General features: G+C 74.6%; 12 protein-coding genes. 9 read left to right on the top strand and 3 right to left on the bottom strand.

Annotation, left to right across the window (positions count from 1 at the left end; genetic code table 11):
* Positions 1 to 14 precede the first annotated feature (14 nt).
* Positions 15 to 950, top strand: a complete 936-nt coding sequence (locus F7P10_RS41400; protein ID WP_151017598.1) for an AraC family transcriptional regulator — start codon at positions 15 to 17, stop codon at positions 948 to 950.
* A 31-nt stretch (positions 951 to 981) separates the two neighbouring features.
* On the opposite strand, the gene F7P10_RS41395 is transcribed toward F7P10_RS41400, so the two are convergent.
* Together F7P10_RS41395 and F7P10_RS41390 are read right to left on the bottom strand one after the other, a co-directional pair.
* Positions 982 to 2,112: a carbohydrate kinase family protein gene (locus F7P10_RS41395; protein ID WP_254716290.1), complete on the bottom strand. Its 1,131-nt coding sequence runs from the start codon at positions 2,110 to 2,112 to the stop codon at positions 982 to 984.
* A gap of 129 nt (positions 2,113 to 2,241) precedes the next feature.
* Positions 2,242 to 3,570 (bottom strand): hypothetical protein, encoded by a 1,329-nt coding sequence (locus F7P10_RS41390; protein ID WP_151017594.1) that lies wholly within the window; start codon positions 3,568 to 3,570, stop codon positions 2,242 to 2,244.
* Between the two features lie 185 nt (positions 3,571 to 3,755).
* Between F7P10_RS41390 and F7P10_RS41385 the strand changes: the two genes are divergently transcribed.
* The 6 genes from F7P10_RS41385 to F7P10_RS41360 all read left to right on the top strand — a co-directional run bounded on the left by F7P10_RS41385 (position 3,756) and on the right by F7P10_RS41360 (position 8,102).
* Positions 3,756 to 4,487 carry a GntR family transcriptional regulator gene (locus F7P10_RS41385; protein ID WP_254716289.1) on the top strand — a complete coding sequence of 244 codons (732 nt, stop codon included), beginning with the start codon at positions 3,756 to 3,758 and terminating at the stop codon, positions 4,485 to 4,487.
* A gap of 183 nt (positions 4,488 to 4,670) precedes the next feature.
* Positions 4,671 to 6,122, top strand: coding sequence for a PTS ascorbate transporter subunit IIC (locus F7P10_RS41380; protein WP_151017592.1), 1,452 nt, complete (start codon positions 4,671 to 4,673; stop codon positions 6,120 to 6,122).
* Between the two features lie 34 nt (positions 6,123 to 6,156).
* Complete coding sequence (locus F7P10_RS41375; protein ID WP_176611846.1) at positions 6,157 to 6,459, top strand: PTS sugar transporter subunit IIB; 303 nt, start codon at positions 6,157 to 6,159, stop codon at positions 6,457 to 6,459.
* Positions 6,456 to 6,923 carry a PTS sugar transporter subunit IIA gene (locus F7P10_RS41370; RefSeq protein WP_176611845.1) on the top strand — a complete coding sequence of 156 codons (468 nt, stop codon included), beginning with the start codon at positions 6,456 to 6,458 and terminating at the stop codon, positions 6,921 to 6,923. The genes F7P10_RS41375 and F7P10_RS41370 overlap by 4 nt, the downstream gene beginning before the upstream one ends.
* Positions 6,916 to 7,689 carry a sugar isomerase domain-containing protein gene (locus F7P10_RS41365; RefSeq protein ID WP_151017588.1) on the top strand — a complete coding sequence of 258 codons (774 nt, stop codon included), beginning with the start codon at positions 6,916 to 6,918 and terminating at the stop codon, positions 7,687 to 7,689. Before F7P10_RS41370 ends, F7P10_RS41365 begins: the two co-directional genes overlap by 8 nt.
* Positions 7,690 to 7,844: 155 nt before the next feature.
* On the top strand, positions 7,845 to 8,102 hold the full coding sequence (locus F7P10_RS41360; protein WP_151017586.1) for an EF-hand domain-containing protein: 258 nt from the start codon (positions 7,845 to 7,847) through the stop codon (positions 8,100 to 8,102).
* A 97-nt stretch (positions 8,103 to 8,199) separates the two neighbouring features.
* Here F7P10_RS41360 and pgi read toward each other — a convergent pair whose 3' ends face one another.
* Complete coding sequence (gene pgi, locus F7P10_RS41355) at positions 8,200 to 9,846, bottom strand: glucose-6-phosphate isomerase (protein WP_151017584.1); 1,647 nt, start codon at positions 9,844 to 9,846, stop codon at positions 8,200 to 8,202.
* A gap of 193 nt (positions 9,847 to 10,039) precedes the next feature.
* Between pgi and F7P10_RS41350 the strand changes: the two genes are divergently transcribed.
* The gene (locus F7P10_RS41350) at positions 10,040 to 10,864 is read left to right on the top strand and encodes an acyl-CoA thioesterase II (protein WP_151017582.1); all 825 of its coding nucleotides are present in this window, start codon (positions 10,040 to 10,042) and stop codon (positions 10,862 to 10,864) included.
* 200 nt (positions 10,865 to 11,064) lie between these two features.
* Entirely contained in the window at positions 11,065 to 12,099 is a 1,035-nt protein-coding gene (locus F7P10_RS41345; protein ID WP_151017580.1) for a lactonase family protein, read from the top strand.
* Positions 12,100 to 12,162: the final 63 nt, after the last annotated feature.

The raw sequence follows: 12,162 nt of genomic DNA, 5'->3' as shown, positions 1-12,162 counted from the left end.
TCTACGCTGGCCGGGTGGACGCGCTCACCGACCTCCTCGACGGCCCCCGGGCCCGCGGCGCGTTCCTGCTGCGCGCCACCCTGAACCCGCCGTGGTCGATGCGCATCCAGGACGAGGCGCCGCTCACGGTGGTCGCGATGATCCGGGACGACGCGTGGGTACTGACCGGCGACGGCGACCCGCGGCCCGTCCGGGCCGGCGACGTGGCGCTGTTCAAGGGACCGGAGCCGTACACGGTGGCGGACGATCCGGCGACCGCGCCGCAGATCGTCGTCCATCCGGGCCAGCGGTGCACCACGCCGGACGGCACGAGCATGTCGGAGGCGATGGACCTCGGGGTGCGGGCCTGGGGCGACGATCCGGACGGATCGACCGTCATGCTGGTCGGCACCTACCAGATGCGCGGCGCCGTCACCCGCCGCCTCCTGGCCGCGCTGCCGCGGCTGGCGATCGTCCGCGGCGACACCTGGCGGTCGCCGCTGGTCGGCCTGCTCGGGGAGGAGATCGGCCGGGACGAGCCGGGGCAGGACGTCGTGCTCGACCGGCTGCTGGACCTGCTGCTCATCGCGGCGCTGCGCGCCTGGTTCGCGCGGGCCGGGGCGGAGCGGCCGGGCTGGTACCGCGCGCACGGCGACCCGGTGGTCGGCCCGGCCCTGCGGCTGCTGCACGACGAGCCCGCCCACCCCTGGACGGTCGCCGCCCTCGCGGCGCGCGTCGGGGTGTCCCGCGCGGCGCTCGCGCAGCGGTTCGGCCGGCTGCTCGGCGAGCCGCCGATGTCGTACCTGACGGGGCTGCGCCTCGCGCAGGCCGCCGACCTGCTGCGGGAGAGCGACGCCACGCTCGACGCGGTGGCGCGGCGCGTCGGCTACGGCACCGCCTTCGCGCTCAGCACCGCGTTCAAGCGGGAGCACGGCGTCAGCCCGCAGGACTACCGCGCGGGCGCCCCGTGACGCGGGCCCGGGCGCGGGCCGGGGCGGGCGGCTACCGGTCCGTGCGCAGGGTCGGCTCCGCCCGGACGACCGCGCTCTCCGCCATCTCGGGGACGAACGGGACCACGAACGCGTAGTCGGCCAGGACCGACTCGGGCACTTCGCCGGACTCCCCGAACGCGGCGATCTCGCCCCAGCACGGCGAGCCGAGCGATCCGCTGCGGTGCCGGACCGACAGCCCCGCGCACAGGTTCGCGAACCGCAGCCGCTCGACGAGCGGCAGCCCGGCGAGGGTGCCGAAGACGAACCCGGCCGCGAACACGTCCCCGGCGCCGGTGGCGTCCAGCGCCCGGACGGGCAGGGCCGGGGCCTCCGCCCGCTCCCCCGTCGTGCGGTCCAGCGCGATGGCGCCGTCCGCGCCGCACTTGACGACCACCACCGGCGCCCGCTCGGCCAGGGCCTCGGCGGCGGCGGGCGGGTCGCCGGTGCGGGTGTAGGCCATGGCCTCGGCGGCGTTCGGCATGAACACGTCGACGTGCGCGAGCCGGTCGAGCACCTCGGCCGACCAGGCGCCGGTGGGGTCCCAGCCGAGGTCGGCGAAGATCAGCGCGCCGCGCTCGCGCATCCCCGCCGCCCACGCCGGGACGGGCCGGTCGACGTCGACGAAGCAGGCGCGCGCCTCCGGGGGGACGCCGTCCGGCGGCTCCTCGGCCTGCGGCGGGACCGGCCGCGCGAACGTCACCATGCTGCGGTCGGAGTCGTAGGCCATCGACACCGTGACCGGCGTCGACCAGCCGGGGACGCGGCGGGAGGCGCGCAGGTCGACGCCCTCCTGCTCGGCGAGCGTCCGCCACAGGTAGGCGCCGAACATGTCGTCGCCGAACGGCGCGGCGAGACCGACCCGCAGGCCGAGCCGGCTCATCGCGACCGCGATGTTGGCGACGCCGCCGGGCGCCGAGCCGAGACCGTCGGTGACGATCTCGGTGCCGGGCGGCGGCAGGCCGGGCAGCCCGGTGAAGATCATGTCCATGAAGACGCGGCCGGACAGGAACACGTCCAGGCCGACGCCGGGCCCGCCGCCGTGCAGCCGCTCCCCCGCCGGTTCCCGCGCGTCGCACGGGTCGGCGAGGGACGGCTGCGGCGGCCGGCCCGGCGCGTCCGGCTCGGCTACCGGGCGGGTCACGAGGCCCTCCGGGGCGGGGCGGCGGCGCGGTCGCCGGCCCGCACGCCCCCCGCGATGCATGGTCCCCCCGTCATGAGCCCACGATATAGGCGGCGCCCGGCGGCCGACGCCCGATCAGCGGGGGACGAGTCAGCGCGGAACGAAGAGGCGGACGTCGTCCACCTTCGCGCGTCCCTCGTAGAAGTTCATGTGCGGATCGCCGATCATGAACCGGTCGGGGTAGGCGGACCCGGCGGGCCAGGTGCCGCGGTCGGTGAGCGTGCCGCCCGGACCCTCCCAGGTCCAGTCGGCGTCGAACCGCCCGTCGTACTCGCCGGGCTTCTGGTTGTAGTGCCAGATCGGCTCCCCGTCCTCGACGAACGCGCGCGTGTAGCGGAAGGTGGCCCGGCCGACGTGGGCGAAGACCCCCGACATCTCCATCGTGTACGCGCCGTCGCGCCGCTCGACCGCGAACGTGTAGGGCTCCTCGGGCAGCAGCTCGGGCCGCATGTCGACGGCCGAGACGATCGCGCCGCCCTTGGCGTACCCGCACTCGCTCTCCATCAGGTACTCGGTGCCGGGCATCGTGGCGTACCTGCGGTCGTCGGTCATGAACAGCGCGTTGACGCCGTTGCCCGTCCCCGCCGGGTAGGGCTCGTACTCGCCGGTCGCGGGGTTGCAGTACCGCAGGCCCGACCCCTCGTACTGGTACCGGTTGTAGCCGTCCATGGCGACCTTGCGGTGCGCGTGGATGAACACGTTGTTGTGCGGCGCGACCCGCTCGTAGTCCATGATCGACATGTAGTAGAAGCCGTTGGAGTCGGTGCGGACGTCCGCCCACTCGCATTCGGGCCGGGAGAAGTCCCCGCCGGACGCCCAGGGGAAGTTCGTCTTGCAGCCCTCGGGCGAGTAGCCGTTGATCCGGCCGTCCGGGTAGTCCCATACCCCGTTCCGCTCCCCGCCGAAGTCGAGGCCGCGCAGCGTCATCTCGACGCGGTACTCGGCGGGCAGGTCGCGGGTCGACCGGATCACGACGCCGGCCTGGTGGCTCGGCTCCTCCATCCGGGCGACGCCTTCCCTGGAGGTCAGGGTCGGCGGGGCGTCCGGACGGCCGTCGCCGTCGGCGTCGCGGGCGGCGAGTTCGGCGGTGAGCCAGCCGCGCTTCCCGAAGGTGAACGACTGCCGGTAGGTCTCCATCTTCGCGAGCTGCTCGCGGAACGCGGGGCCGCCGACGGTGTCGAAGTAGGCGCCGTCGTTGTCGTACATGTCGACGTTGTAGGGACTCGACGGTCCGTCGCCGTCCCGCACCCAGGGATGCCGCCTGCTGTCGATGTGCCGGTCGAACGACTCGTTCGCGACCAGCCGCCAGCCGTCCCGGCCCCAGGGCGGGCCGCCCGCCTGGGCCGGGGCGGCGCTCAGCGTCGCCGCCAGGACCAGGGGGGACGCCAGCGCGAGCGCTCCCCGCAGAACTCTTCTCATTTCGTCGCCTTCCTCGCCGCGCGCCGGGCGCGCGGCCCTCCGCGGTGTTCCGGTGATCGGGGCGACCGTAAGCCGGGGCCGGGACCGTCCGCCACGGCAAACATCGACAAAGTGGTATTGACCAGTTCGGGCGAAGGGACATAACGTGAGGCGACACGACAGGGACGGGACGGGAGGTCGCGGCGTTGGGTTCCGCCGGTGAGGCCCGGAGCGGGCACACGAAGCGGCAGGCCGCGCAGCGGCGGCTGCTGGAGATGCTGGACGGGCTCGACGTCGGCGAGGCGCTGCCGTCCGAGCGCCGGCTGGCCACCGAGCTGGGCGTGTCCCGCCCGACGTTGCGGCAGGCCATCGACGGGCTGGTCGCCGAGGGGCGGCTGGACCGCCGGCACGGCAGCGGCACGTACGTGGCCGAGCCGCGGATCGCCGTGCCGCTGACCATGAGCTCGTTCACCGAGGACATGATCCGGCGCGGGATGCGTCCGGGAGGCCGGGTGCTGTCGTTCCGCACGGAAGCCGCGGGGGCGCGGATCGGCCGCAGGCTGGCCCTGTCACCCGCCGAAGAGGTATTTACCATTCGACGGTTACGGCTCGCGGACGGCGCCACCATGGCCATCGAGACCCTGTACATGCCGCGGGGGCTGATGCCCGGCCTGCGCCGCCAGGACCTCGAGGGCGGGTCGTTCTACGAGCTGCTCCGCGCCGACGGCGTCGAGATCGCCTCGGGCACCGAGACGATCGAGCCGACGGTCACCACCGAGGAGGAGTCCGCCGAGCTGGGGGTGCCGGTGCACATGCCGGCGTTCCTGTTCGAGCGGATCACCCGCGACGCCGGCGGGAGGCCGCTGGAGTACGTCCGGTCGGTCTACCGCGGCGACCGCTACCGGCTGGAGCTCGACCTGCGGCCCCCGGCCCACTGACCGGCCACCACCCGTCCACCGCCCACGATGCGATCGACACACCAGGCCACCCACCAGGCCACCCACCGGCCCATCCACCCGCCACGACCGACCGGCGTCCCCCGGGTCCGCCCGGGACCGGCAACCCGCGCTGACGGGGGCGACAGCGCACTACACACCCCCGAGAAGTGAGGCGATCTCACCATGGACGTCATCAAGGACATCCTCACGTTCCTGGCCGACAACGTGTTCGGCCAGGTGCCCATCCTCATCGGGCTCATCACGCTCGCCGGGCTGATCCTGCAGCGCAAACGCTTCGAGGACGTGTTCGCCGGCGCGCTGCGCGCGGCCATCGGCGTGGTGATCCTCTTCATCGGCATCGAGATCTTCAGCGGCGGGCTCACCGGCTTCCAGACGGTGCTGGCGAGCGCGATGAACACCGACCCCCCGTCGTCGCAGAACACACTGGACGACTTCCTGGGGCGGCAGGGCGGCACGATCGCCCTGGTGATCACGGTGGCGTTCCTGCTGCACGTGCTGATCGTGCGGATCTTCCCGGCGGCCCGGTACCTCTACCTCACCGGCCACCTCATGTTCTGGATCAGCACGGTCACCGTGGCGTCGCTGGTCACGGTCGCGCCCGGCTCGAACCAGCTCACCCTCGTGCTCTGCGGCGCGGGGTTCGTCGCGGCGTACTGGACGCTCCAGCCGCTGTGGATGCGTCCCCTCATGCGCCGCGTCATGCCCGACGACCGGTTCGGGTTCGCGCACACCAGCTCGCTGTCCGCCCTGATCACCGGCTACGCCGCGCGCCCCCTCGGCACCCGCGAGAAGCACGACACCGAGAAGCTGAAGCTGCCGCGGCAGCTGTCGTTCTTCAAGGACGTCAACGTCAGCACCGCCCTGATCATCTGCGCCCTCATGCTGATCGGCGTGGCGCTCGCCGACGACGCGGCGCTGGACGAGGCGATGGGCGCGGTGGCCGCCACCACGACGGACGCCGAGGTGTCGCCCTGGGTGTGGGCGCTGCTGGTCGGCCTGCGGTTCGCGGGCGGCATCGCGATCCTGCTGTTCGGCGTCCGCATGTTCCTCGGCGAGATCGTCCCGGCGTTCAAGGGGTTCAGCGACCGGGTCATCCCGGGCACCCGGCCCGCGCTCGACGCGCCGACGGTCTTCCCCGTCGCGCCGACCGCGGTCATGCTCGGCTTCGTGTCGTCCACCGTGGTATTCCTGGCCTGCCTCGGGATCTTCGCCGCGGCAGGCTGGTTCACGCTGGTCCCGCCCATGATCATGCTGTTCTTCGTCGGCGGCGCGGCCGCGCTGTTCGGCAACGTGGTGGCCGGCTGGCGCGGCGCCGTCCTCGGCGGCGTGATCAGCGGCCTGATCCTGGCGATCGGGCAGGCCGTCACCTGGGGACTGTACGAGCGGACGGCGCCCGAGCTCGCCACCCTGGCCGACCCGGACTGGTACGCGATCGCGTGGCTGCTGAAGGCCGCCGACCCGGTCCTCGGCACCGGCAGCGTGTGGCTGGTGCCGGTCGTGGCGCTCGCCGCGACCGCCGTGACGCTGCTGCTCGTCCACCGCGGCGAGAAGCGCCGCGGGGAGGACGGCCCGGCGGAGGAGAAGGACGGCACCGTGGCGCCGGAGAAGGCGTGACGGGACCGGACCGACACGAGAAGGAGTGAGCGATATGGCACTGGACCGGCAACTGGAGATCCTCGCGGTGTGCGGGGTCGGGATGGGGTCCAGCCTGATGCTGAAGATGACGGCCGAGGACGCGCTGCGCTCGCTCGGCGTGGAGGCACGGGTGGAGAACACCGACGTGTCCACCGCACGCGGCATGACCCCCGACGTGGTCATCGGGCAGGGCATGCACACCGAGGAGATCGCCGACCTCGCCCCGGTCGTGATCACGATCAGCGACTTCCTGGACAAGGACGGCCTCGAGGCGCAGCTCCGGGACCGGCTCGGCGAGCAGGGGTGGCTGGCGTGACGGGCCCCGCGCCCGCGCCCGTCCCCGCGCCCGTCGTCGTCGCGACCGACGGGGCCGCCGCCGCCGGCTGGCGGGACGCCGTCCGCACGGCGGCGTCCGCGCTGGTCGAGGCGGGCGCCGCGGGCACGGGGTACCCGGACGCGTGCGTGCGGGTGGTCGAGCAGAACGGCCCGTACATCGTGCTGACGAAGGGCCTCGCGCTGGTGCACGCCCGCCCCGAGGAGGGCGGGCTGGCCGTCGGCGTCGGGGTGACCCGCCTCGCCGCGCCCGTGGAGTTCGGCCATCCCGACAACGATCCCGTGGACCTGCTGCTCGCGTTCTGCACACCCGACCCGGACGTGCACGTCGGCACGCTGTCGGGGCTGGCGCGCGCGCTGTCGGGCGGCCTGGCCGACCGGCTCCGCGCGGCGTCCGGCCCGGACGAGCTGGCGCGCACCCTCGAGGAGGCCGTTCCCGATGCCTGACCCGTCGGCGCGGACGTCCGCACCCGCGCACCTCCCCGGCGGAGGGCTCCCCGGCCGGGTGCGGACGCTGCTCGACGATCTGGACGGCGCCGGGGGCACCGCGATCGGGGAGGCCGCCCGGCTGCTGCTGGCGGCGATCGAGGCCGACGGGATCGTCCACGTCGCCGGGGCGGGGCACTCCCTGGCGATGGTGTGCGAGACGTTCTACCGGGCGGGCGGCCTCGCCGCCGTCCGCCCGGTCTTCGACCCGGCCGTGTTCCCGCTCGACGACGCGGTCCGCAGCACCCGCGTCGAGCGGGAGCACGGGGTGGGGCGGGCCGTGGTGAAGGAGGCCGCGCCCGCGCCGCCGGACATCGCGGTGGTGTTCTCCACCAGCGGCCGCAACCCGTACCCGGTCGAGGTCGCGCGGGAGTGCGCGGCGCGGGACGTCCCGGTGATCGCGGTCACCTCGGCGCGGGCGTCGCGCGGCGCGGCGGCGCGGACGGACACGACCCTCGCCGACCACGCGACGCTCGTCCTGGACACGCGCGTGCCGCCCGGCGACGTCCTGCACCCGGCGGAGCGGCCGCGGACGGCCGCGGTGTCGACGGTGCTGGCGGCGTACGCGTGGGCGCGCGTCCTGGCCGACCTGGACGATCTCGCGGCGGAGCGGGGCGTGGACCTGCCGCGCTGGACGAGCGCGAACGTGCCGGGCGGCGACGAGGTCAACGCCGCGCTGCTGGCCCGGTACCGGCACCGTGTCCCGGAGCTCACGGGCGGGGACTGAGCCCGCGGGCCGGGGATTGCGGCGGTCCGGAACGGCCGGGACGGTCGTCCCCCCGCGGGCTCCCGGGAACGCGTCCGCACCCGACGGCGTTTCTCATGTGGACCGGCTCGCGCCTATGGCATGATGCGGGCACATCGGACCAGACGAGGAGCGAGATGACGACCAGGCCGACCGAGGACGATCTTCACGCCGTGTTCACGCGGGCGGACCTCGGCGGCGACGACAAGCTCGATCTGATGGAGTTCACGCTCGTCCTGGAGCACCTCGGGCTCGCCTGGTCGCGGGCCGAGACACAGCACCGGTTCGAGCAGGCCGACACGAACTTCGACGGCTTCATCTCCTACCCTGAGCTGCTCGCCGTCCTGGAGGCGGAGGGCTGGACCGGGGGAGTCGCCCCCGGCGCCCGGTCCTGACCGCGCGACAGCACGCGAACGGGCCCGCCGGACTGCTTCCGGCGGGCCCGTTCCGCGTCTCCCGCTCCGCGTTCCCCGCCCGCGGCCCGGCGCGGGATCACACCGCCCGGCCGCGCAGTTCCCGGTAGCGGCGGACGAGCGCCGCCGTCGACGGGTCGGGCGCGCCCGCGGGCGGCTCGGCGGAGGTCAGCGCGGGCGCGAGGTCCCGCGCCATGACCTTGCCGAGCTCGACGCCCCACTGGTCGAAGGAGTCGATCCCCCAGATCGTGCCCTCGACGAACACCACGTGCTCGTACAGGGCGATCAGCTCGCCGAGGGTCTTGGGCGTCAGCTTCGGCACCAGGATCGTGCTGGTGGGGCGGTTCCCCGGCATCACCTTGTGCGGGACGATCGCGGCGGGCGTCCCCTCGGCGGCGATCTCCTCCGCCGTCTTGCCGAACGCGAGCGCGGACGTCTGGGCGAGCATGTTCGCGGTGAGCAGGTCGTGCATCCCCGCCCCGCCCTCGGCGGCGTGGTCCTCGAACGGCTCGGCGAAGCCGATGAAGTCGGCCGGCACCAGCCGGGTACCCTGGTGCAGCAGCTGGTAGAACGCGTGCTGCCCGTTCGTCCCGGGCTCGCCCCAGAAGATCGCGCCGGTCTGCGCGACGACCGGGGCGCCGTCGGCCCGCACCGACTTGCCGTTGGACTCCATCGTCAGCTGCTGCAGGTAGGCGGGGAACCTGGACAGCCGCTGGCTGTAGGGCAGGACCGCGCGGGTCTGGGCGCCGAAGAAGTCGGTGTACCAGACGCCCAGCAGGCCCATCAGCACGGGCATGTTCGCCTCGAGCGGCGCCGTGCGGAAGTGCTCGTCGATCTCCCGGAACCCGGCGAGCATCTCCCGGAACGCCTCGCTGCCGATCGCGATCATCAGCGACAGGCCGATCGCGGAGTCGAGCGAGTAGCGGCCGCCCACCCAGTCCCAGAAGCCGAACATGTTCGCGGTGTCGATGCCGAACCCGGCGACCTTCTCGGCGTTGGTGGAGACCGCGACGAAGTGCCGCGACACGGCCGCCTCGTCGCCGAGCCGCTCGACGAGCCAGCTCCGCGCGACCCTGGCGTTGGTGAGGGTCTCCAGCGTCCCGAACGTCTTGGAGCTGATCACGAACAGCGTCGTCGCGGGGTCGAGGTCCGCGAGGGCCGTGGTGATGTCCGCGGGGTCGATGTTCGACACGAACCTGCACGCGATGCCCGCGTCCACGTGGTCGCGGAGGGCCTCGTACGCCATCGCGGGCCCGAGGTCGGACCCGCCGATGCCGATGTTGACGACCGTCCGGATCGGCTCGCCGGTGAACCCCGTCCACTCCCCCGCGCGGACCCGGCCGGCGAACCCGGCCGCCTTCTCCAGCACGGCGTGCACGTCCCCCGCGACGTCCTGCCCGTCCACGGCCAGCTCGGCGCCGGGCGGCAGCCGCAGCGCGGTGTGCAGGACGGCCCGGTCCTCGCTGACGTTGATGTGCTCCCCCGCGAACATCGCGTCGATCCGCGCGCGCAGCCCGGCACGGTCGGCGAGGGCCGTCAGCAGCCCGATCGTCTCGGTGGTGACCCGGTGCTTGGAGTAGTCCAGGTGCAGGTCGCCCGCGGTCACCGTCATCCGGCCGGCGCGCCCCGGGTCGTCCGCGAACAGCTCGCGCAGGTGCCGCCCGGCCAGCGCGGCCTGATGCTCGGCCAGCGCCGACCACTCGGGCGCCTCGGTGATATCAGCCATTGCCTCTCTCATCTCCTCGGCGGGCCGGGCGCCGTACCCCCGGGCGCTCCCCCGTGCCCGACGCGATCATAGGGCGGCCGGCCCCCGCCGTTCGAAGGCCGTCCCCACCCGAACGGGGTTCCGCCCCGGATGCCCGTTTCGATCGCGGCGCGGATAGGGTCGCGCCATCCGGTCCGGCAGGAGGGTGCATCCGATGGGCGACCCGATGAGCGACGAGGTCCCGCTCGACATCACGCGGCTGTTCGACCTGACGGCGCTCGGCGAGGACTCCTTCCTCGCCACCGCGCCGTCGGTGGGGCGGCCGCGGCTGTTCGGCGGCCAGGTCGCCGGGCAGAGCCTGCGGGCCGCGTGCCTGACCGCCGGAGGGCGCCCGCCGCACTCCCTGCACGCCTACTTCATCCGTCCCGGGATGCCGGACGAGCCGCTGGCCCTCGACGTCGCCCGGACCCGGGACGGCCGCTCGTTCTCGACCCGGCACGTGACGGCGAGCCAGGGCGGCAAGCCGATCCTGGAGCTGATCGCGTCCTTCCACGAACCGGAGGACGGGTTCGACTGGCAGCCCGAGCCGCCGTCCGGGACGCCCGCCCCCGACACGCTGCCGCCCGCGAAGCTGCCCGCGTTCTTCAAGCATCCGGTCGGGTTCGACATCCGCGCGGTGAACCCGCCCGCCGCGGGCGGGTTCCGCATCCCGCACCCGTTCTGGATCCGCGCGTCCGGGGCCGTCGGGGACGATCCGTCCCTGCACGCCTGCCTCGTCGCGTACCTGACGGACATGGGGATGGTGAGCAGCGCCCGCGCCCCCGGCTCACCGCGCGAGCTCGTGACGGCCGTCACGCTCGACCACGCGGTGTGGTTCCACCGGCCGCCGCGGGTGGACCGGTGGCTGCTGTACTCGGCGGACCCGATGACGAACCACGGCGCCCGCGGGCTGGCGCGGGGGACGCTCCACACCGCGGACGGGACGCTCCTGGCGTCCATCGCCCAGGAGGCGCTGCTGCGCCCGGCACCCGGTTCCTGACGCACGGGCGGGCCGCGGCCCGGTGGTGCGTCCCGTCCCGGCGGCCCGGACCCCGGCGGCGGGCGATCTATCGCAGCCCCGCCGCGCACCGACGTGTGAGCTGGGGAAACGCTCGGGCACCGAGCCCGCCGCGTTAGGCTCGCCTCCGGCCGTCCGACCGGGCGGTGCGGTCGGCGAACGAAACGGAGACGGGGGTCCGGGTGGACGAGCGGGCGTTCTGGGTGGGCACGTACACGGGCGAAGCGGGCGGCGGCGCGGGCGTCTACCGGGTCCGGCGGCGGGACGACGGGACGCTCGGCGACGTGCGGCTCGCCGCCGCGGCCGTGTCGCCGTCCTACCTCGCCGTCCATCCGGGCGGCCGCGTGGTGTACGCGGTGCGGGAGGAGGACGCGGGCGGCGTCACGGCCTTCGAGGTCGCCGGGGAGGAGCTGCGCGAGATCGGGCGGCGCGACGCGGGGTCCCTGCCCTGCCACGTGTCGGTGACGCCCGGCGGCGGGGCGCTGCTGGTCGCCGACTACGGGTCGGGGACGGTCCGGGCCGTGCCGCTGGCGCCGGACGGCGGGTTCGCGGGCGAGCCCGCCGTGGCGGAGGGCCACGGCGGCGGCCCGGTCGCCGACCGGCAGGAGGGGCCGCACGCGCACATGGCCGTTTCCGCGCCGGACGGGCTGGTCCTGGCCGCCGACCTCGGCGCCGACCTGGTCCGCGCGTTCCGGCTCGCGGACGGCGGCCTCCACCTCGCCGGGGAGACGCCCCTCCCGGCCGGCCGCGGCCCCCGCCACCTCGCGTTCCACCCGAGCGGCCACGTCTACGCGATCACCGAGCTGGCCGGGACGGTGCTGGTGCTGCGCCCGATCGCCGGGGCGGGCGGCGGGTACGCCGCGCTCGAGGTCGTCGGCGAGTCGCCCGCGCTGGCCGACTCCGGCGGCCGCCTCGCGCAGTGCGCGGCGATCAAGCTCGGGGACGACGGCCGGTTCCTCTACACCTCCACGCGCGGCGCCGACGTGGTGACGGCGCACCGGGTCCTCGACGGCGGTGCCCGGCTCGAGCCCGTCGCGGACGTCCCGTCCGGCGGCGCGTGGCCCCGCGACCTGCACGTGGACGGCCCGTGGCTGCACGTCGCGAACGAGCGCAGCGACGAGATCACGACCTTCCGGATCGGCCCGGACGGCGTCCCCGTCCAGGCCGGGCCGTCCCTGGCCCTTCCCGCGCCGGTGTGCGTGGTGCCCGTCCTGTAGCGGTCCACGGTGGGCGGGCGCCCCGACCCGCGCCCGTCCGCGCGGCCGCCGGTTTTCCGGGTC

Source organism: Actinomadura sp. WMMB 499, from assembly GCF_008824145.1.
In the GTDB taxonomy this organism is placed as follows: domain Bacteria; phylum Actinomycetota; class Actinomycetes; order Streptosporangiales; family Streptosporangiaceae; genus Spirillospora.
Note: the sequence above shows the minus strand (reverse complement) of the source record. Positions and strands in the feature narration are given on the sequence as shown.